The 23,084-nt window shown below is 65.5% G+C and carries 24 protein-coding genes; 12 read left to right on the forward strand and 12 right to left on the reverse strand.

Annotated features, from left to right (window positions below):
- Positions 1-94: 94 nt before the first annotated feature.
- The 6 genes from flhB to flgB form a co-directional block, all read right to left on the reverse strand.
- On the reverse strand, positions 95-1,177 hold the full coding sequence (flhB, locus tag ACLI1C_RS12400) for a flagellar biosynthesis protein FlhB (RefSeq protein WP_411397229.1): 1,083 nt from the start codon (positions 1,175-1,177) through the stop codon (positions 95-97).
- Between the two features lie 3 nt (positions 1,178-1,180).
- Positions 1,181-1,948 (reverse strand): flagellar biosynthetic protein FliR, encoded by a 768-nt coding sequence (gene fliR / locus ACLI1C_RS12405; RefSeq protein ID WP_411397231.1) that lies wholly within the window; start codon positions 1,946-1,948, stop codon positions 1,181-1,183.
- Positions 1,949-1,950: 2 nt separating this feature from the next.
- The gene (gene fliQ, locus ACLI1C_RS12410) at positions 1,951-2,217 is read right to left on the reverse strand and encodes a flagellar biosynthesis protein FliQ (protein WP_411397233.1); all 267 of its coding nucleotides are present in this window, start codon (positions 2,215-2,217) and stop codon (positions 1,951-1,953) included.
- A 109-nt stretch (positions 2,218-2,326) separates the two neighbouring features.
- Positions 2,327-2,662 (reverse strand): flagellar hook-basal body complex protein FliE, encoded by a 336-nt coding sequence (gene fliE / locus ACLI1C_RS12415; RefSeq protein WP_411397235.1) that lies wholly within the window; start codon positions 2,660-2,662, stop codon positions 2,327-2,329.
- 41 nt (positions 2,663-2,703) lie between these two features.
- Positions 2,704-3,114, reverse strand: a complete 411-nt coding sequence (gene flgC / locus ACLI1C_RS12420; protein WP_411397236.1) for a flagellar basal body rod protein FlgC — start codon at positions 3,112-3,114, stop codon at positions 2,704-2,706.
- Between the two features lie 17 nt (positions 3,115-3,131).
- Complete coding sequence (flgB, locus tag ACLI1C_RS12425; protein WP_411397237.1) at positions 3,132-3,539, reverse strand: flagellar basal body rod protein FlgB; 408 nt, start codon at positions 3,537-3,539, stop codon at positions 3,132-3,134.
- Between the two features lie 180 nt (positions 3,540-3,719).
- Here flgB and ACLI1C_RS12430 point away from each other — a divergent pair, with 180 nt between their 5' ends.
- The gene (locus tag ACLI1C_RS12430) at positions 3,720-4,385 is read left to right on the forward strand and encodes a flagellar biosynthetic protein FliO (protein WP_411397239.1); all 666 of its coding nucleotides are present in this window, start codon (positions 3,720-3,722) and stop codon (positions 4,383-4,385) included.
- Positions 4,386-4,401: 16 nt separating this feature from the next.
- On the forward strand, positions 4,402-5,142 hold the full coding sequence (fliP, locus tag ACLI1C_RS12435; protein ID WP_411398321.1) for a flagellar type III secretion system pore protein FliP: 741 nt from the start codon (positions 4,402-4,404) through the stop codon (positions 5,140-5,142).
- 2 nt (positions 5,143-5,144) lie between these two features.
- On the opposite strand, the gene ACLI1C_RS12440 is transcribed toward fliP, so the two are convergent.
- From ACLI1C_RS12440 to ACLI1C_RS12460, 5 genes are all read right to left on the reverse strand, one after another.
- Positions 5,145-8,486, reverse strand: coding sequence for a tetratricopeptide repeat protein (locus tag ACLI1C_RS12440; RefSeq protein ID WP_411397240.1), 3,342 nt, complete (start codon positions 8,484-8,486; stop codon positions 5,145-5,147).
- 145 nt (positions 8,487-8,631) lie between these two features.
- A complete protein-coding gene (locus ACLI1C_RS12445; protein ID WP_411397241.1) occupies positions 8,632-9,717 on the reverse strand; it encodes a MotE family protein in 1,086 nt (361 codons plus the stop codon).
- Positions 9,714-10,145, reverse strand: a complete 432-nt coding sequence (locus tag ACLI1C_RS12450) for a DUF6468 domain-containing protein (RefSeq protein WP_411397242.1) — start codon at positions 10,143-10,145, stop codon at positions 9,714-9,716. Before ACLI1C_RS12450 ends, ACLI1C_RS12445 begins: the two co-directional genes overlap by 4 nt.
- A complete protein-coding gene (gene fliM, locus ACLI1C_RS12455; RefSeq protein WP_411397243.1) occupies positions 10,142-11,308 on the reverse strand; it encodes a flagellar motor switch protein FliM in 1,167 nt (388 codons plus the stop codon). Before fliM ends, ACLI1C_RS12450 begins: the two co-directional genes overlap by 4 nt.
- Entirely contained in the window at positions 11,308-11,811 is a 504-nt protein-coding gene (locus ACLI1C_RS12460) for a flagellar basal body-associated FliL family protein (protein WP_411397244.1), read from the reverse strand. The genes fliM and ACLI1C_RS12460 overlap by 1 nt, the downstream gene beginning before the upstream one ends.
- Before the next feature lie 286 nt (positions 11,812-12,097).
- Between ACLI1C_RS12460 and flgF the strand changes: the two genes are divergently transcribed.
- From flgF to ACLI1C_RS12510, 10 genes are all read left to right on the forward strand, one after another.
- A complete protein-coding gene (gene flgF, locus ACLI1C_RS12465) occupies positions 12,098-12,838 on the forward strand; it encodes a flagellar basal-body rod protein FlgF (protein ID WP_411397245.1) in 741 nt (246 codons plus the stop codon).
- 15 nt (positions 12,839-12,853) lie between these two features.
- Positions 12,854-13,639, forward strand: coding sequence for a flagellar basal-body rod protein FlgG (gene flgG / locus ACLI1C_RS12470; RefSeq protein ID WP_411397246.1), 786 nt, complete (start codon positions 12,854-12,856; stop codon positions 13,637-13,639).
- A 14-nt stretch (positions 13,640-13,653) separates the two neighbouring features.
- On the forward strand, positions 13,654-14,598 hold the full coding sequence (gene flgA, locus ACLI1C_RS12475; RefSeq protein ID WP_411397248.1) for a flagellar basal body P-ring formation chaperone FlgA: 945 nt from the start codon (positions 13,654-13,656) through the stop codon (positions 14,596-14,598).
- 19 nt (positions 14,599-14,617) lie between these two features.
- Complete coding sequence (gene flgH / locus ACLI1C_RS12480; protein WP_411397249.1) at positions 14,618-15,355, forward strand: flagellar basal body L-ring protein FlgH; 738 nt, start codon at positions 14,618-14,620, stop codon at positions 15,353-15,355.
- A gap of 199 nt (positions 15,356-15,554) precedes the next feature.
- Positions 15,555-15,704, forward strand: a complete 150-nt coding sequence (locus ACLI1C_RS12485; protein WP_411397251.1) for a hypothetical protein — start codon at positions 15,555-15,557, stop codon at positions 15,702-15,704.
- A 106-nt stretch (positions 15,705-15,810) separates the two neighbouring features.
- Positions 15,811-17,301 carry a carboxypeptidase M32 gene (locus tag ACLI1C_RS12490; protein WP_411397253.1) on the forward strand — a complete coding sequence of 497 codons (1,491 nt, stop codon included), beginning with the start codon at positions 15,811-15,813 and terminating at the stop codon, positions 17,299-17,301.
- 266 nt (positions 17,302-17,567) lie between these two features.
- Positions 17,568-19,181: an ABC-F family ATP-binding cassette domain-containing protein gene (locus tag ACLI1C_RS12495; RefSeq protein WP_411397255.1), complete on the forward strand. Its 1,614-nt coding sequence runs from the start codon at positions 17,568-17,570 to the stop codon at positions 19,179-19,181.
- 98 nt (positions 19,182-19,279) lie between these two features.
- Entirely contained in the window at positions 19,280-19,714 is a 435-nt protein-coding gene (locus tag ACLI1C_RS12500) for a curlin (protein ID WP_411397257.1), read from the forward strand.
- Between the two features lie 77 nt (positions 19,715-19,791).
- On the forward strand, positions 19,792-20,178 hold the full coding sequence (gene csgH, locus ACLI1C_RS12505) for a curli-like amyloid fiber formation chaperone CsgH (RefSeq protein WP_411397259.1): 387 nt from the start codon (positions 19,792-19,794) through the stop codon (positions 20,176-20,178).
- A gap of 322 nt (positions 20,179-20,500) precedes the next feature.
- Positions 20,501-20,920, forward strand: coding sequence for a curlin (locus tag ACLI1C_RS12510; RefSeq protein ID WP_411397260.1), 420 nt, complete (start codon positions 20,501-20,503; stop codon positions 20,918-20,920).
- 59 nt (positions 20,921-20,979) lie between these two features.
- On the opposite strand, the gene pbpC is transcribed toward ACLI1C_RS12510, so the two are convergent.
- A complete protein-coding gene (pbpC, locus tag ACLI1C_RS12515) occupies positions 20,980-23,025 on the reverse strand; it encodes a penicillin-binding protein 1C (protein WP_411397262.1) in 2,046 nt (681 codons plus the stop codon).
- Positions 23,026-23,084: the final 59 nt, after the last annotated feature.

Consider the following 23,084-nt stretch of genomic DNA (forward strand, 5'->3'; position numbering starts at 1 on the left):
GCGGTGATATGGCCCGAATCAGGCCCCTGTTAATGGTCTAGCAAATGGCCAGACCCTGCGGGAGGTCGATCCGCGTTTTCAACACTACCCTACCCTAGCTCGACTTCCACCCCGCGCCCCGCTTGAGTCGCATCACGAAGCCGATGACTTCGGCCACGGCCTTGAAATGCTCGTTGGGGATGACGCCATCAACCTCGACCGCTGCGAACAGGGCGCGGGCCAGCGGCGGATTTTCGACGATCGGCACGTCGTGTTCCCTGGCCAGTTCGCGGATGCGCAGGGCAATGGCATCGGCGCCCTTGGCCACGCAGAGCGGCGCCTTCATGCCCTTGTCGTATTTGAGCGCCACGGCAAAGTGCGTCGGGTTGGTGATGACCACGGTGGCGTCCGGCACCGCCGACATCATGCGCCGGCGCGAGCGCTCCTGCCGCAGCTGGCGCAGCTTGCCCTTGACGTGCGGATCGCCCTCCTGCTGCTTGTATTCGTCGCGCGTTTCCTGAAGCGTCATCATCTGCTTCTTCCACCATTTCTGGCGCACATACATGTAGTCCGCCAGCGCGATGACCGTGACGATGAGCAGGACCGCGATGAAGATCTTGAGGCCGATCTCCTGGAAATCGGCCAGGATGATCAGCGGATCAGACGTCATCATCGTCTCCAGCCGGTCGCGCTCGGGCCACACGACGAGCACAACCACCGTGCCGACGATGAAAATCTTGGCCAGGCCCTTGCCGAAATTGACCAGCGACTCGGTGGAGAACAGGCGCTTGGCCCCGGCCAGCGGCGAGATCTTGGAGAATTTCGGGATGATCGGCTCGGCAGACATCAGCGGCCGGTGCTGGATCAGGTTGGCGAGGATGGCACAGCTCGACAGCACCACCAGCGGGATCAGCACCGTGCCCACCAGCGTCAGGGCGAGTCCGTTGAAGAAGGCGGCAAAGCCGGCGCCCCCCAGCTGGAACTGGTCGGCATTCATCAGCAGCAGTTCGAGCGACCCGGACAGGTTCGCCGCCGTCGCCGGCGCCATCATCGTGAAGATGGCGGCCGACCCCAGCAGCATGAACCAGGTGACCACTTCCTGGCTCTTGGCGACATCGCCCTTCTTGTGGGCGTCCTCGAGCTTCTTTTGGGAGGGGTCTTCTGTTTTGGAGTCTTGTTCGGGGGCCTCACTGGACATCGGTCACCCCCGCCACATTGCGAGGTGGTTCTCAAAGGACGTGAGATACCAGCCCATCATCGCGCTGAGCAGCAGCGCAAACAGCACGAGGCCGATCACGATATTGGCCGGCATCAGCACGAAGAACACCTGCATCGCCGGCATCAGCCTTGCCAGGATGCCCGCCCCCAGGTTGAACACCAGGCCAAAGACGATGAACGGCGCCGACATCTGCACGCCGACGCTGAACGCCCCGGCCACCGTCTGGATCGCCAGCTGCGCCGCATCGTCGAACATCAGCGGCGCGTCGAGCGGAAACACCATGTAGCTGTCATAGGTCGCGGCCAGGGCCATGTGATGCAGGTCGGTGGCAAAGATCAGCACCATGCCCAGGAAACTGAGGAAGCTGCCGAACACTGCGCCCTGCACGCCGACCTGCGTGGGGTCGGCCGCCATGGCCGTCGACAGCCCGGTCTGGAACGCGATTATGGAGCCGGCCACCTGCGTCGCCATCACCGTAATGCGCGCAATGGCGCCCAGGATGATCCCGATGGCCAGCTCATGGAAGATGAGCCCGATAATGCCCATGACATCGGCCGGCATGCCCGGCAGGTTGGGCGACAGCAGCGGATAGACCACGAGGGTAAAGGCCAGCGCGAAGCTGAGCCGCATGCGCATCGGGATCATGTCCTCGCCCAGCGCCGGCATCAGCATCAGGATCGCGCCGATGCGCGTGAACAGCAGCAGGTAGAGAAAGGCCGTTTCCGGCAGCCAGTCGAGGCCGATCGTCACCGTCAGCCGCCCACGATGATCATGTCGACCACGCGGTTCATGTAGCCACCCATGGTGGCGCCCAGAAACGGCAGGGCCAGCAGCATGGTGATGAAGATGGAGATGATCTTGGGCACGAAGACCAGGGTCTGTTCCTGGATCTGGGTCAGCGCCTGGAACAGCGCGATGACGACGCCCACCACCAGCCCCACAATCATCATCGGCGCCGATACGATGATCAGCGTCCAGATGCCGTCACTGGCAATGTCGAGCACTTCGGCGCCGGTCATGGTGGTCTCACTGCGCACGAATCGCGCTGGGTTAAGATAATCCTAACGCGATGTTTGGACGATGGGGTGCGGGAGAGCGCAGCACCCCGCAGCAATACCTGCCGCTATCCTAGATCGGCATCCGCATGATTTCTTCGTAGGCCGAGATCACGCGGTCGCGGATGGTCACCATGCTTTCGATGGCGATTTCGGTTTCGCTGAGCGCGGTCACCATGTCGACCACGTTGGCCTTGCCGTTGACCATGTCGACGGCCATGGCATCGCTCGCCCGGCCCGAATCCACCACGCCCTGCACCTGCTGGGCCAGGATGTCGGCAAAGCTGCCACCGCCGGAGGGGGTGGCCAGCGCCGTCAGGTCGGTATTGGGCTTGGCCGCCTGGTTGATCAGCCGGCTGGCATTGCCATAGGCGGCGGTTGCGGCATTGAATGGGGTATTGATGGCCATCTATCGGCTCCCGCCAGTGTTTGCTTGTCGAACCGGAACCGCTAGCCGCGCAGGATGTCGAGCGTGCGCCCGAGCATCTGCCGCGTCACGGTGACGACATTGAGATTGGCCTCATAGGTGCGCTGGGCCTCGCGCATATCCATCGTCTCGATCAGCGGGTTGACGTTGGGATACTGCACATAGCCCGTGGCATCCGCCGCAGGGTGGCCGGGCTCGTAGCGGCTGGTGAAGTTGCTCATGTCATAGGCAAGGTTCCCCACCTCTACGATCTTGCCGCCGACATCGGCGTCATAGGAGACCTCGAAGGTCGGGATGCGCCGGCGATAGGGCTCCTCCCCCGGTGCCGTGCCGGCGGAATCCGCATTGGCGAGGTTTTCGGCGATCACCCGCATGCGCGCGGTCTGGGCGTGCAGTCCGGTGGCAGCGATACGGAGCGAAGAGTTGAAATCCATGTGACGCTAGCTCTCTGTCAGGCCTGACGGCCCATCGCGGTTTTGAGGATCTTGATCGACTTCTGGTAGAGGGTGGTCGCGGCCTGGTAGTCCATCATGTTGGTCGTGACCTTCATCATCTCGTCTTCCAGCGTGACCCCGTTGCCTTCCGGGGTGACCTCGAAATTGGCCATGCGCTGTGCACCAAAGGCCGAGCCTTCGCTGCTGGACACGGAAAAGTGCATGGGCTGAGTGGCGGAGGTGGTGACCGATGCCGAGGAAAAGCCGCTGGAGCGGTCGGCAAAATCATACTGCGCCAGATCGCGCCCCCGAAATCCCGGGGTCTCCGCATTGGCGACGTTCTCAGCCAGGAGGCCTTGACGAGCCTGGTGCCAGCGCATCTTGTCGGTCAGTGCCGTAAACACCGGCATATTCATCAGGCCCATTGGCCAATCCCCCGCGAGTCTCAAAATGGTCCGCGCTGGGCAATTCTTGCCGGTCTATGGTTAATCAAGCGTTAACCACACCGCGTTAGGGCAGAGCCTGCCTCGCATTCTGCACATTTATCGGGATGTGGTAGGCAATATATGCCGCCGGATTCGGGCGGCGCCTGTTTGGGAGCCGACATGCAGTTCATCACCAGCCTTTTCGGTGACAATAGTATTCTGACCACGATCTTCGCCCTCGCCGCTGTCGTGGTGGCGATCGTGCTGGTGCTGTGGCTGCTCAAGCTCCTGGCCCGTGCCTCGGGCAATGTCGGTCGCGGACGCAACCGGCGGCTGGCAGTGGTGGACAGCCTCGCCCTCGACCCCAAGCGGCAACTGCTGATCGTGCGGCGCGACAATGTCGAACACCTGATCCTCACCGGCGGCGCGCATGACCTGGTGATCGAGGCCGGCATCGCCGTGGACGAGACGCCCGCCGCCCAGCCCTCGCGCCGGCCCATTCCCATGGTGGCCGCGCGCAAGCCCGCCCCCGCGGCAAAGCCCTCTGCAGCGGTTGCGGCAACTGCCCCCGTGGCGCCAGCTGTCGAGCCGCAGCCCCCTGCCGGGCCGGCCACGGCCATCGATCGGCTGCGCGAACTGGGCCAGCCCACCAACAAGCGCGCGCACCTGTCGCTGCGCCATACCGGCCTGCTGCGCCCCGTCAGCGACACGGAAATACCGGTTTCCCCGGAAAACTCCGCCAATCCGGTCTTGCCGGCCGCCGACTCAGCTAAAGAGGACAGGGCGCGGCATGACATAGAAGGCACCGACTTTGTCGAGGACAACAGCGAGGCAACCCGGAAGTAGCGCTGCGCCGTCGCGGCTGCGGCGGCTTGCACCCTATGCCGGCCTCGCCGTTCTGCTGCTGGCGCTGACGCCAGGTCTGGCCTTCGGGCAGGATGTCTCGATCGATTTCGGCGACGAAACCACGCTGACCGAGCGTGCCGTCCAGATCATCGGGCTGATCACGCTGCTGTCGCTGGCGCCATCCATGCTGGTCATGGTCACCAGCTTCACCCGCATCGTGGTCGTGCTCTCGCTCTTGCGCACCGCCATCGGCCTGCAGACCGCCCCGCCCAATTCGGTCATGGTCTCGCTGGCGCTGTTCCTGACCATTTTCGTCATGCAGCCCACCTTGCAGCAGAGCTATGACCAGGGCATTGCTCCCCTGCTGGCAGGTGAGATCGAGATCGCCGAGGCGTTCGAGCTGGGCAGCGCCCCGCTGCACGAATTCATGCGGGCCAATGTGCGCGAGCAGGACCTGACCCTGTTCTACGACCTGACCGACGCCCCGATCGCCGATGACCCCGAGGCCATCCCGCTGCAGCTGCTCATTCCGGCCTTCATGATTTCCGAACTGCGCCGCGCCTTCGAGATCGGCTTCCTGCTGTTCCTGCCTTTCGTGGTCATCGACATGGTCGTGGCCTCGGTGCTGATGAGCATGGGCATGATGATGCTGCCGCCGGTTGTGATCTCGCTGCCGTTCAAGCTGATCTTCTTCGTGCTGGTCGACGGCTGGTATCTCGTCGCCGGCTCGCTGGTACGCAGCTTCGTCAGCACTTAGCGCTAGATATTGGCGGCCAGACCCGCGCTGGGCTCCGACGCGGTGAGCGGCGCCAGGGCGCCCTCCCCGGCATAGGTGTCGCGATAGGAGGCGAGGAAGGAATTGATCCCGTCCACGCCCGAGACCTGGCTCGCCACCGCCTTGAATTCGAGGCTCGTCACCTCAATCTGCCCGGTCACCAGGTCGAACATCGGCCATTCCGGCGTCGTCACCATGGCATCGCCGAACTTGGAGCGCAGGCGCGACAGGCCGAACTGGTCGCCGGCCAGCACGAAGCCAACGCCGGCCTTGATCAGGCCCATGCGTACCGGCTGGCTGAGCGGCACGCCCGCCGGCTGGTCGGCATAGAGCACTTCGAGCATTTCGCTGGCGCGGTCGTAGCGCTTGGCCTTCCAATGCGCATCGATGCGCAGCAGGTCGGCATCCCGGCCATCGAGGTCCCGCAGCAGGTCGAGCGCCAGCTGGTCCCGGCCGCCATCGATCATGGCCCGGGCTTCGAGTATCCGCCGCTGGCGCGCCAGTGATTCCGGCAGGTCGGGCAGACGCGTGGCATTGAGTACGCGGATGGCGTCCTGCGGCCGGCGGTCGGCCAGGTAGATGATGGCGAGGTCGGCCGCGATCTGCGTGCGGGCGACGCCGCGCAGCCGGTTTTCCAGCTGGTATTCAAGCAGTTCGGCCGCCTGCGCCAGGAGGTCCACCCGCACCAGTCGCCGCGCCAGGTTGCGGATCATCTCGTCGCCGCGCGCCCCCGGCGGCGTCAGCTGCCGGAAATCATAATAGAGCCCCAGCGCATCGACCGGCCCCAGCGAGTCGGCCAGGCCGTCGAGGAACAGTTCGCCGAAGCGGCGCTGGGCTTCATCGCGCAGCGCCGTGACAGGCGGGCTTTCCGGATAGTTGGCGACAGCCTGCTGCACGGTTTCAAAGCCGAGGCGATAGTCGCCATTGTGGAAGTAAAAATCCGCCAGCATGGCCTGCATGTCGGCCTCGAGCGGATTGCCGCGCCACAGCAGCGCCTCTGCCGACAGCGTCTCGGTGGCCTTGGCCAGATCGAGCGTACCCTGCTCGTTGAGCAGGCGCAGTGTCCGGTAGATCGCCTCGGCCCGCGTCGGGCGGATATCGGCGGCAATAACCTGCCCATAGGTGTCGATGGCCTCGGCGACCCGGCCGCGCGACTCGTCGACGCGTCCCGACAGCAGGTGGAACAGGCTGACCTGCTCGGGGTCGAGGCTGGCAAAGTCGATCTGATCGAGGAAGCGCTCGGCCACGGGCATGTCGTCGATCTCGACCGCCGCACGCACCGCGGCGAAATAGAACTTGTTGCGCACCCAGACCGGATAATTCTCGACCACGCCATTGGCCTCGACCGCATCGGAGCGGGCGCCCTTGAAATCATAGGCGTCGACGCGGGCAATGGTCCGCCACAACAGGGCATCGAGCTCCTGCGCCATCGAATTGGCATTGAGAATGCTCAGCGCATCGGCCGGGCGCGACGCCAGCGTCGATGCGATGGCGCGCGTCATGCGCATCTTGCGCGTCAGGTCCTCCGCCTGGAGATCGGCTTCCATGACGTCCAGCACGCCCAGCGCTTCATGGGCGAACTGGTTGGCGGTGTAATACTGCGCCAGGTCGAGCCGGGCGATGTCGCGGGCACGGCCCTCCCCGTCTGCGGCATTGGCCAGCAGCGCGTCGACATGCTCGTTGAGCGCGCCGTAGTCCTTCTCTTCCAGCGCCGCCAGATCGACATAGCTGCCGCGCAGCGACTCGGTGATGCCGTTGCCGATCGTGCGCGGCGCATCATGGGCCGACACCGTCAGGCCGCCGGCCGTCGAGAGCACGGCCAGATCGTTTTCGAGCGCAATCTCGAGTTCGGGGCTCTTGGGCTTGATGACCAGGCCATGCACGCTGCGCAGCGCGGAGAATTCGACATAGTCGAGCGTGCGCGTCACGCCATGCGCCGGCGGATAGGTCGTCACCACCTTGAGCATGTCGCCCACCAGCGGGTCGCGGAATTCGTGGATGCGGGCCGGGCGGACCACATCGGCCACCACTTCGAACACGCCGTCCAGGTCGCGGCGGCGGCTGAGATTGATCGGCACGGTCGGCGTCAGCATGATATCGCCCAGCGACAGCACCCAGGCCATGCCTTCCGAGCCCAGGGTCGCCAGCCGGTCCTGCGACAGCTCGACCCGCACCACCTGCGTGTCGCCGGCCGTCACCACGGCAAACTCGCTTGCCAGGGCATCGAGCTCCTGGGAATGCGCCGGTGGCTGGATGCCGGCCACCGTATCGAAGATCATCCACACCGTGTCGCCGCGCCGGAACACGGCAGCGGGCGTGTCCTGCTCGAAGGGAAACACCACGCGGACGGTGGAGCCCAGCACGCTGACAAAGGGCGTCACGCTCTTGGCCACGCCTTCGGGGTAGAGCATGCCGACCTTGGCCGCATCCGGCCCGGTCGCCTCCGCCTCGGGCTCCTCGGCAACGCCATCGGCCAGGCTCGCGGCGGTGAAGCTGGGCAGGCCGACGCCGGCAATGTCGACATCGAGCACGAATTGCCGCGGCGAAATCTCGTAAAAGCGCGGCGTCACGCCCTCGGCCACCTGCAGGGTGATCAGCGAGCCATCCGGGCTCACCGAAGTCTCGACCGAGGCGATCTCGGGCGGCAGGTCCAGGGTCAGGTCGCGCATGTCGACGCCCACCGGCCATTCGAAGGCGATGTGGGCGGTCTCGCCTTCCTGCACGAATTCGGCCGTGGTGGGCACGGTCCAGTCAAATTGCAGGCGCATGAAGGTGGGGTTGCGGCCAACGCGCACCACGGCCTTGGGATCAAGGGCATCCACCTCGGCGGCCTTGCGCTCACGCTCGGCGCGGATCGCGGCCAGCCGCGCCCGCTCGGCCAGCTCGTCGATGATTTCCTGCGGCAGTGCCGGCGGCATGCCCTGCCAATCACTCGGCAACAGGTCGATGAACAGCTTTTCCCCGGCCTCGATGCGGTTGAAGCTGAACGACGTGCGCAGCCCCATGCGCAGGCCCCTGCCGTCCGGATCCACCCGGGCAACCGACAGATAGGGCGCCATGGTCACACCGACATCGGGCAGGATGATCGAAACCTGCTCTTCGAATTCGATCGAGAGCACGCCGTTTTCGATGCGCATTTCGTATTTGGGGAGGTCGTCGCGGCCCGGAAAGCTCAGGATCAGCCTTGCATAGCCGTCTTCCTGGGTGGCAAACAGCTGGCCCTGTTCCTCGGCCGCCGCCGGCATGGCCAGACCCAGCATCGCCAGGGCGATGCCGATCAGGACGGCCCTTCCGGCGCGCCGCAAACCTGCCTTGATCGTCTTCACCGGCTTCTGCCCGCCCGACGCAATTGTCGCGTCAGCGTGGCGAAGCTTTCGGCTCCGGGATCACGAAACGCGTGGGTTACACGATACTCTCGTGCCGACCCTAGCGTCCCCGGCTTAACGTCGCCTTACCCCGATAGGGAAAGCCTTACTGACCAACGATCTGCGGCAGCGCGGCCAGATCGTCCGGCGTCATCTCGGCGGCCGGCATGTCCGCCAGGTCGGCCATCCGCACCGTCAGCTCCTGCGCGCGCGGCGCATCCATCTCCGCCAGGATCGGCGCCATCTTGCGCGGGCTCATGGTCTTGGCCACGCGCAGCAGCACCTCGATATCGAGATTGTTGAAGATGTTGGCGGCATCCTTGGGCCGCATCGCCTCATACATTGCGACGATGCCGGCAAACTGCCCGGTCTCCATTTCCTGCCGCTGGTCGACCAGCGTGGAAATCTGGGATTCCAGCGCCTCCAGGGTCGCGGCCCGCTCCTCGATGCGCTTCTCGGCGGCATCGACGATGGAAGCACGCAGCGCCAGGTCTTCCTCATATTTCTGCAGCTCGTCGCGGCGGGCCACGAGACGCTCGAGCAATTGCTGCTCCGTCCCGGTCGTTGCCTCGCCGCCGATCATTGGGGTGACAGTGCCGTCGGCGCCGATTTCCATCGGGATGGCGTCGCCAGACGGCAGGCAATCGATCACCGGCGGGGCGAAACTGCCCTCGGGCACGGCATGGTCGACCGTTTCGACCGCATGCGCCGCCGCTTCCGTTTCGGCGCTTCTCGGCGCGCGGAGGATGGCTTCGCCACTCTCGGTGATCGTGGCATCGGCCTCGACGCAATAGACGCCGGGCTGCGCAGTCACCGACTCTGCCAGCGCATTGGCCGGCGGTTCGGCGGGGGTCTCGTGCGCCGCATCCGTCTCGGCGGCTGGGTCTTCTTCGCCATGCGACTCGGCCGGCGCCGCGCCGTGGCCGGCTGCCGCAGGCGCTTCGCCAAGGGTCGGCGCGGAATCGGACAGCGTCGGGCTGGTATCTTCCAAAGTCGGCTCGCCAGGGGGCGTCACCGTCTGGTCGGCCTCTGCCGTGCCGCCGCCTTCGCTCGGCGCACTGCCGCCGGCCGCGCGAGCGGTGGTGACGCCGGTCAGCACATAGCCGCCATTGGTCACGAGGCCCACGGTTTTCAGCACCAGCAGCGCAGCAATGGCCAGAACGACGACCGGCAGCAGGCGGATATTGGTCACGCAGCAACTCCGCGGGTGCGAACGCGGGCCGACAGCTGCTCAAGCGCCGACTGCACCTTGTTGGGCTGCTCTACCGGCTCGATCGCCTGGCTGTGCCGGGCGACGCTGGTGATCTTGGCGATACGCTCCATCAGCACCGTGCCGGCATTGACATGGTTGGCCAGCTCGATGCCGAAGCGCTCTGCTTCCTCCAGGCGGGAATTCAGCGACAAATCGGCTTCCACCGCCGTCTGCTTGAGCTCCTTGATGGCCTGGTTGGCCAGGTTGGTCGCCCCCACAAGGTCGGCCACCATCTGGCGCAGCACATCCTTGTCGGCATGCAGGCGCTTGAGGCGCTGGTTGAGCACGATGCAGTATCCGATTGTCAGTGCGAGCAGAATGGCGACAGCGCCTTCCACGAACAAACCCAGAGGCAAGCCGAACATCATCGTCCTTCCATTTTCTCGTCGATTGCTTCAAAGGCCGCCATGGTCACCCGGGGCGGGTTGAGGGGGCGGCTGACCCGCACCGATACGTGATCGCCGATATGGCCCATAATGGCCTCGGTGAGCTCGACATCGCCGCAGCGCAGCCGCACCGGATCGGTGGGCAGGCGCTCGAACATCACCGTGTCGCCCGGCTTCATGCTCAGCACGCGCGACAGCGGCAGGTCCTGCTCGTGCAGCACGGCTTCGATCTCGACGTCGGCCGAATAGATTTCGGTCGCCAGATGGCCTTCCCAGATCGGGTCGCGGCCGAACTTTTCACCCATGAACATCTGGAGCAGCTGTTCGCGGATCGGTTCGATGGTGGCATAGGGCAAGAGGATTTCGATCTTGCCGCCGCGATCGTCCATCTCGATGCGCAGTTCGATCAGGATGGCCGCATTGCCCGGCCGCGAAATGGCGGCGAAGCGCGGATTGGTCTCCATGCGCTCGAGCTTGAAATTAACCTGCGTCACCGGCTCGAAGGCGCGATGGGTATCCTCGAGGATCACCTCGATCATGCGCCGGGCCAGCGCCATCTCGATCGTCGTATAGGGCCGGCCCTCGACGCGGATATTGCCCCCAACGCGGCGGCCACCCAGCAACACGTCGATCATGGAATAGATCAGGCTCGAATCGACGGTGAGCAGGCCGTAATTCTCCCATTCCTCGGCTTTGATCACCGAGAGAATGGCCGGCAGCGGAATGGAGTTGAGATAGTCGCCGAAGCGCACCGACGAGATCGAGTCCATGGTGACTTCGACATTGTCGGACGTGAAATTGCGCAGGGACGTCGTCGCCAGCCGCACCAGCCGGTCGAAGACGATTTCGAGCATCGGCAGGCGTTCGTAGCTGACCAGCGCCGAATTGATCAGCGCCTGGACGCCGGTGAGCTCGACATTACTGCCGATGCTGGCATCAAAGCCGAGCAGGCTGTCGATTTCGTCCTGGTTGAGAACGCGGTCGGGTCCGCCTTCGGCTTCCCCGGCCTCACCCTCGATCATGGCGGCCCATTCGGCGGCGGCCGCGGCGGCGCGCTGCTCGTCGGTCATGTTGTCCGCCGAATCCTCAGCGGCATCCAGACCCCATTCTTCCGCGAGCTTGTCCTGTTCGGTGGGGCCAGCCATTACTGCACCAGGATTTCCTTGAACAGGATCGACTCGACCCGGCTGGGATAGATCGCGACATTGACGCGGCGCAGCAGCTCTTCCTTGAGGCGATAGACGCCGGCAGAGCCTTCCAGGTCGGACCGGCGCAATTCGCGCAGATAGACCTGGAACGCATCGACCACCTTGGCCATGCGCGGCTGGATCTCCACCATCATTTCCTCATTGGCGACCTCGAGAGCCACCGTGAGCTTCATGAAAGCGCCGGCCTGCTCCTCATTGTTGAGGTTCACGATCATCGGCGGCAGGTTGAAGATGAACGTGTGCCCGGCTGCGGCAGCCGCGGCATCGCCGCCATGCTCGGCAGCACCCTCTTCCGTGGGCGCCGATGACGACGACAGGAAGACAAAGAGCCCCGCACCAGCCAGCACAACCACGAGAGCGGCCGCACCAATGATGATGAAGAGCTTGGGTATCCCCTTCTTGGCCGGGGCGGCATCGTCGACTTCTGCTTCAGCGGCCATGCCAACCTGCCATATGCGGGACTTTCCGGACGATTCCGGCTCCTGCCCAGCTAAGCGGCCGATGGTTAACGATTGGTTACAAACAGGGCCAAAGCGGCAAAAATTGCCGGGCAGCTTTTGCCGCGCCAGGAAAGTTCGCCCCGCCACGGCTAACCAAGCGATCATCTTATCTATATGATTTTATTAAAGTTTCGGCCTTGGCATGGTTTCTGCAGTGTTAATGGCGAGACCGCAGACTTGGGGAAGCAGGTGGTCTCGGGGACGTTAACTTTCCGGGGATCAGCCAATGATCGAGAATGCGCAACTGATCAGCCTCAGCCGGCAGATCGCGCTGCAGCGGCAGATGGATGTCGTGGCCAACAACATGGCCAACATCAACACCACCGGCTTCAAGGGCGAGCAGATCCTGTTCGAGGAATATGTCATGCCGGTCGCCCGCGACCAGGTATTCCCCAGCCTCGACCAACCCCTCTCCTACGTGCAGGACTGGGCCACCATTCACGACCTGTCCGGCGGCGGCATGGTGCAGACCGGCAGCGAGCTCGATGTCGGCCTCAACGGCGATGGCTTCTTCGCCGTGCAGACCCCGGCCGGTGACCGCTGGACCCGCGCCGGCACCTTCCAGCTCAGCGCCAACGGCACCCTGGTCGACGCCAGCGGCAATCCGGTCCTCGGCGAGGCCGGCCCCATACAGTTCGGCCCCGACGAAACCGGCATCCTGATCGCCACCGACGGCGCCATCAGCTCCAGCGCGGGTCCCAAGGGCCGCCTGCGCCTCGTCGAATTCGCCAATGCGCAGGAACTGCTGCGCGAGGGCAGCAACCTGTTCTCCGGCGGCACGCCGGTCGCCGCCACCAATACCCGCGCCATGCAGGGCTTCATTGAAAAGTCCAACGTCTCCGGCGTCAGCGAAATGGCCGAAATGATCCGCGTGACCCGCGCCTATGAATCGGCGGCCTCGCTGGCCAGCAAGCAGGACGAACTGCGCCGTACCGCCATCCAGCGCCTCGGCGACAGCAACGCGTAACCCTGAGGACCTGCCATGAAAGCTCTTTACATCGCATCGACCGGCATGAGCGCCCAGGAACGCAATGTCGAAGTCATCTCCAACAACATCGCCAACATGCGGACCACGGGCTACAAGCGCCAGCGCGCCGAGTTCGAGGACCTGCTCTACCAGCAGATCACCCGCGCCGGCGCGCAGACCTCCGACCAGGGCACCATGGTGCCGGCCGGCCTCGAGATCGGCTCGGGCGTGCGCACCGTTTCCACCCCGCGCGTGATGAGCCAGGGCGGCGTCAACATGACCGACCGTGAACTCGACGTCGCCGTCCGCGGCGAAGGCTTCTTCATGGTGCAGCTGCCCGACGGGCGCACCGCCTATACCCGCGACGGCTCGCTCGAGCGCTCCGCCGAGGGCGAGATCGTGACCTCGACCGGCTACCCCATCGATCCCGGCATCAATATCCCGGGCCTGGCCACCTCGATCGCCATCTCGCCCGACGGCATGGTCAGCGCCTTCCTCGACAACGAGGCGGTCCCGACCCAGCTCGGCCAGCTGCAGCTCGCCCGCTTCGTCAACAAGTCGGGCCTGGAATCGCTGGGCGACAACCTGTTCATCGAAACCGCCGCCAGCGGTCCGGCCCAGGTCGGCGTGCCCAATGCCGATGGCGTGGGCAACCTGATGCAGGGCTATCTCGAAATGGCCAACGTCAATTCCGTCACCGAAATCGCCGACCTCATCGCCGCCCAGCGCGCCTACGAGATGAACGCTCGCGTCATCTCCGGCGCGGACGAGATGATGCAGGCCACCAGCCAGTTGCGCTGATAGGAGCGACCTTGATGATCCTGCGTTCCGCCTTCGCCACCCTGACCACCATCCTCCTCGCCAATGCCGCCTGGGCCGCGCCCGTGCTGCGCTCGGAAATCGTCGTCAACGCCGCACTCGTCACCGTCGGCGACATGTTCGAGGATGCCGGCGCCGAAGCCGAACAGGCCCTGTTCCGCGCCCCCCTGCCCGGCACCAGCGGCGTGGTGGGCCTCGATGACATCACCACCGCCCTCGGCCGCCTCGGCATTGTCGATTTCGAGGCCGGAGGCCTCAGCGGCATCCGCGTCACCCGCGCCGCCGCCATTGTCGATGAGACCCTGCTCAGTACGCTGATCGCAGCCGACCTGACCCAGCGCGGCATCCTCGGCTCCGGCATGAGCCTTAATACGCTGTTCAATACGCCCGTGCCCGCCATCCATGCCGAGGCCGTGGCCGAGCCGGCCAGCGTCGTCAGCCTGCGCTACCTGCCCGGCAGCGGCGCCTTCACCGCCCGCTTCACCATTGCCGGCGTCGAGCAGCCGCTCGACGTATCGGGGACCATCGAGCTCATGGTCGACGTGCCCCATATCACCGCCAACCTGCCGGCCGGCACGCTGCTCTCAGCCGACAATATCGAGATGCGCCCCGTGCCGCTCCGCTTTGTCGAAAGCACCGGCTTTCCCCAGCTCGACGACGTCGTCGGCAAGTCCCTGCTGCGCCAGAGCCGCGAGGGCATGATGCTCAAGCCCGCCGACGTGGCCGTGCCCCAGCTCATTTCCAAGAACGACACCGTGACCATCTATTTCCGCAAGGGCCCGATGACCCTGACGGTCAAGGGCCAGGCCGTGACGGGCGCCACCATCGGCGCCCCGCTGCAGGTGCTCAACCTCATGTCCAAGCGCGTCATCAGCGCCACCGCAATTGCCCCCGGCGCAGTCGAAGTGGGTACCGACCCGCTCGCCCTCGCCGGCCTCTAGGCTTCAGGAGATCAGACCAATGCACTTCTTCAAACTCGCCACCCTCCTGACGCTGACCGCAACCCTTGCCGGCTGCAGCACCATGGATCGCCTCGCCAGCGTCGGCTCCGCCCCACCGCTGACCGCCATTGCCGACCCGACCACCACGGCCGGCTACCAGCCGGTCCGCATGCCTATGCCCGAGGCCATTGCCGATACCTACCAGCCCAATTCGCTCTATCGCACCTCGGCCCGCGGCTTCTTCAAGGACGAGCGCGCCCACCGCATCGGCGACATCCTCACGGTCATGGTGACCATCGACGACAGCGCCCAGATCGCCAACACCACCCAGTCGGGCCGCAACTCCACCAACACCGCCGGCATGGGCGGCATCTTCGGCGTCGCCCTGGACAATATCAGCGACGGCTCCATCGACCCCTCGGCCGCCATCGAGTTCGACTCGGGCATGACCAATCGCGGCAATGGCTCGGTCAATCGCTCGGAAAGCCTCGAGACCTCGGTCGCCGCCGTGGTCATGCAGGTCCTGCCCAATGGCAACCTGGTGATCGAGGGTCGCCAGGAAGTACGGGTCAATTTCGAGGTCCGCGACATGATCATCGCCGGCATCGTCCGTCCGTCCGATATCCAGGCCAACAACACGATCCAGTCGTCCAAGATCGCCGAAGCGCGCATCTCCTACGGCGGGCGCGGCCAGATCACCGATGTGCAGCAGCCCCGCTACGGCCAGCAGGCCATGGACGCGATCCTGCCCTTCTAGCAAGAACCTCCCCATTCCCTGGCGCGCATTCCCCCAATGGCGCGCCGGGGCTCCCCGGCAGAACCAGAAGGCCTGCCCGGTCGGCTTCCAGAACAGATCCCGGCCTTCCCGGAGGCGCAGTCACCCCGGCTGCGCCTCTTCCCCATTCATGGAACCCATCGCCGGCCCGTCGGTTTGCCAAAGGCAAGGGAGGGTTGCCATGTCAGTAAGCCTGGGCATTGCTGTCGGCGCCGCGATAGGCGCAGTGATCGGCACCGCCATCGATAGTCTGACCATGGGCATCGGTATCGGCATTGCGATTGGCCTCGCCCTGGGCGGCGCCTGGCAAGCCACCAAGCCGAAGGACTGAGTGTGGGCCATCGCGCGTTGCAGGCGAACAGTGACGGCGCTTCCGCACGCTTGCCCGATGCGCCCGGCTGTGGAACACCTCGCTGACCACCTTTCGGAGTCTGCAATTGTCCTTCCAGAAACTCGATGATCTCGGCCGCAAGCTCGAAGCGCTGGAGCATGCCCTCTCCATCCTGGGCGCCGACGAGGCCACCCATATGGCGGTCGGCGGCGGCGAGAAGCGCGCCGAAGCCATGTCCAATCTCGCCGGCATGTACCATGCCCAGGCCACGGCGCCCGAAATCGGCGACTGGATCGAGGCGGCGCGGCCCGAAAGCAAAGACCAGCGGCTCGCTCTGGCCGAGTTCAAGCGCCAGTATATCAACGCCACCTGCCTGCCGACCGAATTCGTCGAGCGCCGCACCGCGGCCACCATGCGCTCCGAACAGCTCTGGCGCGACCTGCGCGCCAAGGGCGACTGGGACAGTTTCCTGCCGGCGCTGGAAGGCGTCGTGGCCCTGGTCCGCGAGGAATCCCAGTTGCGCGCCGACGCGCTCAAGCTCGCCCCTTATGACGCGCTGATGGACCAGTATGATCCAGGCAATCGCACGGCCGATCTCGATCTGGTCTTTGCTGACCTCAAGAGCTTCCTTAAGGGCTTCGTGCCCCAGGCCCTCGACGCGCAGGAGGCACGCCTGGCCAGGCGCCCCCGCAAGACTCTCAACGGCCCCTACCCCATCGACAAGCAGCGCGAACTCGGCCTCGCAGCCATGCGCGCCGTCGGCTTCGACTTCACCCACGGTTCGCTGGCCGTCTCGCACCACCCCTTCTGCGGCGGCGTGCCGACCGATGTGCGCATGACCACGCGCTATCGCACCGACGAGTTCCTGTCCTCGCTCATGGGCGTGCTGCACGAGACCGGCCACGCCCTCTACGAGCAGGGCCTGCCCAAGGAATGGTCGCACTGGCCGCTGGGCAAGGCGCGCGGCATGGGCATCCATGAAAGCCAGAGCCTGTTCGTCGAGATGCAGCTCGCGAGAAGCCCGGAATTCTGGGAATTCATGCTGCCACAGGTGCATCAATATCTGGGCGAAGAGGCCATTCCCGGCTGGGACATTGCCGATATCCTCAATGAGGTGAACTTCGTCGAGCGCGGCTATATCCGCGTCGATGCCGACGAGGTCACCTACCCCCTCCACGTCATCCTGCGCTACGAACTGGAGCAGGACCTGGTCAACGGCAAGCTCGAAGCCAGCCAGATCCCGGAAGCCTGGGATGCCCGGATGACCGAATATCTCGGCATCTCGACCATCAACGACCCCAAGGACGGCCCGATGCAGGACGTCCACTGGCCCGCCGGAGCCTTCGGCTATTTCCCCAGCTACACGCTCGGCGCCATGATCGCCGCCCAGCAATGGGCCGCGCTCGAAAAAGCCCAGCCGCAGCTCCGCGACGACATTCGCAAGGGCGATTTCACCGGCGTCAACCAGTGGCGCAGCGACAATATCTGGAGCCAGGCCTCGCGCTGGTCGACCCCCGACCTGATCACCCGCGCCACCGGCGAACCCCTCAACGCCGACTTCTTCAAGGCGCATCTCAAGAAGCGGTACCTGGCGTAATCTGTCTTCACCTCTCCCTTTGGGGGAGAGGTCGACCCCACTTGGGTCGGGTGAGGGGACTTCCCGAATTCGGTGTGAGCGGAAGGCCCCCTCACCCGTCGGCTGCGCCGCCGACCTCTCCCCCAAAGGGAGAGGCAAGGCTGGCCAAACTTGACAACTCCCGCCCCTTCCCTATCTTCCCCACACCCGCAGCTCTGACCGGACGGTACCCATGGATTCCACGCTGAACGACTGCCTTGCCCGCATCGCTCACCTGGAATCCGCCCATGCCTGCCTCCGTTGCCCTGCACCAGCTCAGCTGGTCCACGCCCGATAACCAGCCGCTCTTCACCGCCCTCGATCTCTCCTTCGGCCAGCACCGGACGGGCCTGATCGGGCGCAACGGCACGGGCAAATCCACCCTACTCCGCATCATCGCCGGACTTATCCGCCCATCTGCCGGATCGGTTGCGATCCAGGGGTCGATCGGCATGCTCGAGCAGTCAGTACAAGTGGGTCATGACGATACCGTCGCCGACCATCTGGGAGTCGCCCCGGCCCTGGTTTTGCTCGACCGGCTCGAACAGGGCCTCGGCAGTGCCGCCGATGCCGGCGACGCCGACTGGACCCTGCCCGGCCGCATCGACACGGCCCTCGCCGATGTCGGCTTGCCCGCCCTTGCGCCGGACCGGCCGCTATCGACGCTGAGTGGCGGGCAGCGCACCCGCCTCGCGCTTGCCCGGCTGATCCTGGCCGAGCCGGACATCATCCTGCTCGACGAACCCACCAACAATCTCGACGCCGACGGCCGTCGCGCCGTGGTCGATCTGCTGCAGCGCTGGCGTGGCGCCGCCATCGTGGTGAGCCACGATCGCAGCCTGCTGCGCGAGATGGACGCCATTGTCGAGCTGACCACGCTGGGCGCCCGCAGCTATGGCGGCAATTGGGACCACTATGCCGAGCGCAAGGCGCAGGAGCTGGCCGCCGCCGAACACGATCTCGGCCACGCCGAACGCAAGGTCGCCGAGCTCGACCGCAAGCTCCAGGCGGTCGCCGAAAGAAAGGCCCGCAAGGACGGCGCCGGCAAGCGCAAGGCGGCCAAGGGCGACATTCCCAAAATCATGCTGGGCGGCATGAAAGAGAATTCGGAAAACACCAGCGGCGGCAATAGCCGCCTTGCCAACCGCCTGCGCAGCGACGCCGCCGAAGCCGCGAACCAGGCGCGCGCCAGGCTCGAAGTGCTGACGCCCCTGTCCGTCACGCTGACGTCCACCGGCCTTCCCGCCGGCCGCGCCGTGCTACAGGCCGATGGGCTCACCGGCGGCCCTGCTGATGTCCCTGTCATCCGCGATTTCTCATTGCTGCTGACCGGTCCGGAACGGGTGGCCATCACCGGCCCCAATGGCGCAGGCAAGACCACCCTGCTCCGCCTGCTCACCGGCGCCCTGCCCCCGGACAGTGGCAGCGCCCGCATCCTCGTGCCACATGCCATGCTGGACCAGACAGTAAGCCTGCTCGATCCGGCGCTGAGCATCCGCGACAATTTCCGCGCCCTCAATGCCGATGCCGACGAAAATACCTGCCGGTCGGCACTGGCCCGCTTCATGTTCCGCGCCGATGCCGCGCTGCAGCAGGCCGGCACGCTGAGTGGCGGGGAAATGCTCCGCGCCGGCCTCGCCTGCACCATCGGCGGCAATCATCCGCCGCAGCTGCTGATCCTCGACGAGCCCACCAACCACCTCGATATCCATGCCATCGAGCAGGTCGAGGCCGGGCTGCGGGGCTATGACGGGGCCCTCCTGGTGGTGAGCCACGACAGCGCCTTCCTCGATGCCATCGGCATCCTGCGCCGGGTGGTGCTGGGCCCGGCGGAGACAGGCGACGCGATGAACGAAGTCTGAATTCGCGCTTCAGCAGCCGTTCCAAATCACTCCGCTAACTCTCGTGACATCGGCAAGAAGCGCTCGGAGGGAGCGTTGCCAAGACAGGAGAGACCCAAATGATCCGCAAGCTCATCATCACTGCAGTCGCCGCCGTCGCCATCGCTGCTTCGGCCGCCCCCGCCATGTCCAACGACGTCTTCGTCAACCAGTTCGGCTTCGGCAACGGCGCCGGCGGCAGCCAGCTCGGCTGGAACAACAAGCTGGGCGTGCACCAGAACGGCAACTGGAACACCGCCGTCGGCCACCAGAATGGCGGCAACAATGTCGGCGCCATCGGCCAGGAAGGCGACAACAACTATGCCGATACCTGGCAGAACGGCTGGAACAACGCTGCCGGCGTCGGCCAGTTCGGCGACAACCACAACGCCATCCTGACCCAGGACGGCAATGGCAATGTCGCCGCCGGCGTCCAGGTCGGCAATGGCTGCAATGCCAACGTGACCCAGGCCGGCGCCGGCAATGTCACCGCCTTCGTCCAGGCCTGCCCCTGATCCGGCCCTGACGTGAATTGCAGATGGCCGGAAGGGCCACCCCTTCCGGCTCGTCCTATCAACCTCAGGAGGAACAGATGATCATTCCCACCCGGCGCAGCAGCGCCATTCTTCTCGGCCTGGCGCTGGTCGCCGCAGCCGCCACGGGCGGCATGGCCAATTCCGGTGCCAGCGCCGTCCAGTGCGGCATCGCCGCCAGCGCCGAACGCGGCATGCTGGCGCTTGAAGGCACCGTGCTCAGCCCCACGCCCCTCAGCGGCGAATATCGCTTCGCCATCCGCAGCTCAGGCAATGGCGGCTCGTCCAATATCAGCCAGGGCGGCTACTTCACCGCCAATGCCAACGAGGCCACTCCGCTTGGCAAGGTGCTGATCAATGCCGGCGCGAGCTACGATGTCGTCTTCGACGTCACCGCCGACGGCAAGACCCTCGATTGCGACCAGGACCTGGCGAGCCTGCGTTGAACCCATCTCCGATCTCAGCCCCACAGGGCTCCGGGCAACCGGAGCCCTGTTGCTTTCTTACCTCTCCCTCTGGGGGAGAGGTCGGCCGCAGGCCGGGTGAGGGGGCCTACCCACGAGCACTGCACCCGGTAAAGGCCCCCTCACCCGCCGCTTCGCGTCGACCTCTCCCCCGAAGGGAGAGGTGGTGCACGACTGATGCCTCAAGGGCTCCTGCAACTGAACGCATTCTGAATATGCCGCTCCGGATCGGTTCAGTCGGGCACGCATAATCTCAGGTCATCGGCTGGAACACCCAGCAATCGCCAATCCAGGAAGAGACGCCATGACCACCAAGTTCACCAAGACCTTCATCGCCGCCCTTGCAGCCGCCGTCATCGGCGTTGCCAGCCTCGCCGCCCCCGCCATGGCCGCCGGCCAGGTTTCGATCAGCTACACCCCCACCGACCCGGACCAGCAGCAGGCCCTGGGCACCGGCCTGCAGATCTTCTCGCTGATGAAAGGCCTGTCCTCGAGCGGCGCCAATGCCAGCCAGAACGGCAATTTCAACGCTGCCGGATTCAACCAGAACGGCTCGGGCAATCACGGCCTGATCGTGCAGGAAGGCAATGGCCACGAAGGCACCATCGAGCAGAACGGCAACAACAACAATTGCGGCCTGTTCCAGTTCGGCGAGAATACCAATGGCCAATGCGTGCAGAACGGCGATGGCCAGTCCAGCCTCACCACCGTCTTCGGCTTCTGAGCCTACCCGTCAACACAAGTTATCCACGGGCCCTGCGGGGCCCGTATGCTTTGCGGGCACTAGTTTAGGAACACCGTAACGCTGTCGCCCCGCCCCGCCGCATCCACCACCGAAAGCGTCACATAGCCCGGCCCGTCGGGTTCCCAGAGGTTTTGCCGGGCGAAGTCGGGACGGCCGAAGGGGGCGCCGTTGGCGAAATAGGTGAAGGGCGGCACGCCATTGCGCACCTTGACCATGAGCGGCGAGAAATCCCCCGAGGCCAGCCCCAGATCGACGTCCACGCCATCGCCGGGAAAGGCGATTTCCGGCGCCGCATCGCGCGCCACCATGTCCTCGTCGGGATGGCGGAAGCGGCGCAACGGGCTGGGCAGCTCGGTATTGGAGGCCAGGATCGCCCCGGCCGGCGCCCGCGGCAGCGGCGCCTTGCGATTGCCGAGCCGATCGAAGGCCTCGAACAGGATCGGCGCGGCGCCGACAATGCCCGAAAGGCCCGGAACAGGCGCGCCATCGGGCCGCCCGACCCAGACGCCGATGACCGTCTTGCCATCGAACCCGATGGCCCAGCCATCGCGATAGCCATAAGAAGTGCCGGTCTTGTAGGCGATCCGGCCGGGCGAACCATTCAGCGGCGGCGGCACATCGGCCAGGATATCGGCGACATACCAGGCAGCAACGGGGTCCAGCACGCGTGCAGCATGCTGGCGGTTTTCTTGCAGTTTGATGCCGTCATGCAGGCTGACCGGCACCCCGCCATTGCCGATCGCGGCATAGACCGAAACGAGATCGCGCAGCGTGATGCCGACACCACCCAGACCGACCGCTAGACTCGGCGCCGTATCGACCGGCAGGCGCGGATCGGCATGGGCGCGCCGCAGCCGGGACACCAGTCGTGCCGGCCCGACCGCATCGAGCACGACCACGGCGGGGATGTTGAGCGACTCGGTCAGCGCATCGTGGATGGTCACGGTGCCCCGGTTGAAGCCGTCGAAATTGACCGGCACGTAAGCCCCGAAGGCCGTCGGGCGGTCCTCGATCAGGCTTTCGGGATGAGCCAGCCCCAGCTCGAAGGCAAGGCCATAGATCAGCGGCTTGAGCGTCGAGCCAGGAGAGCGCACCGCCGTGGTCATGTCGACAAAGCCGGCGCTCTGGGTGGCGAACAGCCCGGCCGAACCAATCGAGGCGAGGATTTCGCCGCTGTCGATATCGGCCGCCACTATGGCCACCGACACTTTCGGATCGAGGATACGCGCCCGCCCCGCCGCCAGCCGCTCGAGCGCATCCTGCAGCCGCTTGTCGATGGTCAGGGCCACCGTCCTTGCGTCCGGCTGTGCCTTGACCGCCTGCTCGGCCACATGGGCGGCGAGCATGGGGAAGTCGCGGCGCGCCATCGGCACCGGCTCGCGCTTGGCGGCAATGGCCTCTTCCGCGGGCAAGGCACCCATGGCCACGAGGCGATCCAGCACCATGTCGCGACTGCGCTGGGCGGCGAGCGGATCGCGGTCCGGGCGGCGCGCCTCGGGCGATTGCGGCAGCGCCACCAGCAGGGCGGCCTCGGCCGTGGTGAGCCGTGCCGGCTCCTTGCCGAAATAGGCGAGACTAGCCGCGCGGACGCCCTCGATATTGCCGCCATAGGGCGCCAGCGTGAGGTAGAGATCGATGATCTCGTCCTTGCCCAGATCGCGCTCCAGCCTTGCGGCATGCACCATCTGGCGCAGCTTGCCCCAGACGTTGCGCGTCGGCTGTCCCTCGATCAGCCGCGCCACCTGCATGGTCAGCGTCGAGCCGCCGGACACCACCCGCCCTCCGGCGCCAACGAACTGGCCCGCCGCCCGCAGCATGGACGACCAGGCAATGCCGTCATGCCGGGTGAAATTGCGGTCTTCGTAGGCGATGAGCATTTCAATGAAGCGCGGATCTACACCCGCCCGATCGACCGGTAGGCGCCAGCGGCCATCGTCAGTCGTGAACGGACGCAGCAGCAGGCCGTCGCGGTCGGTAACCGCGACCGAAACTGGGAGCGTCCTGACGTCCGGCGTTGGCGGCAGCGTGGCGGCGATGCCGACCAGCGTCGAATTGAGCTGGATCGCGCCGGCCGTGGCCAGCACGAACAGCGCAAGACCAGCCAGCGTCAGGCGCCGGAGCCAGGGTTTGGGGGAACTGACCA

Source organism: Devosia sp. XGJD_8, assembly GCF_046614475.1.
Lineage (GTDB): Bacteria > Pseudomonadota > Alphaproteobacteria > Rhizobiales > Devosiaceae > Devosia.

Excerpts from the sequence above, each read along its gene's own strand:
- flhB (WP_411397229.1), bottom strand. The coding sequence starts at position 1,177 with ATGTCCAGTGAGGCCCCCGAACAAGACTCCAAAACAGAAGACCCCTCC.
- fliQ (WP_411397233.1), bottom strand. The coding sequence starts at position 2,217 with ATGACCGGCGCCGAAGTGCTCGACATTGCCAGTGACGGCATCTGGACG.
- fliE (WP_411397235.1), bottom strand. The coding sequence starts at position 2,662 with ATGGCCATCAATACCCCATTCAATGCCGCAACCGCCGCCTATGGCAAT.
- flgC (WP_411397236.1), bottom strand. The coding sequence starts at position 3,114 with ATGGATTTCAACTCTTCGCTCCGTATCGCTGCCACCGGACTGCACGCC.
- flgB (WP_411397237.1), bottom strand. The coding sequence starts at position 3,539 with ATGGGCCTGATGAATATGCCGGTGTTTACGGCACTGACCGACAAGATG.
- ACLI1C_RS12430 (WP_411397239.1), top strand. The coding sequence starts at position 3,720 with ATGCAGTTCATCACCAGCCTTTTCGGTGACAATAGTATTCTGACCACG.
- ACLI1C_RS12450 (WP_411397242.1), bottom strand. The coding sequence starts at position 10,145 with ATGATGTTCGGCTTGCCTCTGGGTTTGTTCGTGGAAGGCGCTGTCGCC.
- fliM (WP_411397243.1), bottom strand. The coding sequence starts at position 11,308 with ATGGCTGGCCCCACCGAACAGGACAAGCTCGCGGAAGAATGGGGTCTG.
- ACLI1C_RS12460 (WP_411397244.1), bottom strand. The coding sequence starts at position 11,811 with ATGGCCGCTGAAGCAGAAGTCGACGATGCCGCCCCGGCCAAGAAGGGG.
- flgF (WP_411397245.1), top strand. The coding sequence starts at position 12,098 with ATGATCGAGAATGCGCAACTGATCAGCCTCAGCCGGCAGATCGCGCTG.
- flgG (WP_411397246.1), top strand. The coding sequence starts at position 12,854 with ATGAAAGCTCTTTACATCGCATCGACCGGCATGAGCGCCCAGGAACGC.
- flgA (WP_411397248.1), top strand. The coding sequence starts at position 13,654 with ATGATCCTGCGTTCCGCCTTCGCCACCCTGACCACCATCCTCCTCGCC.
- flgH (WP_411397249.1), top strand. The coding sequence starts at position 14,618 with ATGCACTTCTTCAAACTCGCCACCCTCCTGACGCTGACCGCAACCCTT.
- ACLI1C_RS12485 (WP_411397251.1), top strand. The coding sequence starts at position 15,555 with ATGTCAGTAAGCCTGGGCATTGCTGTCGGCGCCGCGATAGGCGCAGTG.
- ACLI1C_RS12495 (WP_411397255.1), top strand. The coding sequence starts at position 17,568 with ATGCCTGCCTCCGTTGCCCTGCACCAGCTCAGCTGGTCCACGCCCGAT.
- ACLI1C_RS12500 (WP_411397257.1), top strand. The coding sequence starts at position 19,280 with ATGATCCGCAAGCTCATCATCACTGCAGTCGCCGCCGTCGCCATCGCT.
- csgH (WP_411397259.1), top strand. The coding sequence starts at position 19,792 with ATGATCATTCCCACCCGGCGCAGCAGCGCCATTCTTCTCGGCCTGGCG.
- ACLI1C_RS12510 (WP_411397260.1), top strand. The coding sequence starts at position 20,501 with ATGACCACCAAGTTCACCAAGACCTTCATCGCCGCCCTTGCAGCCGCC.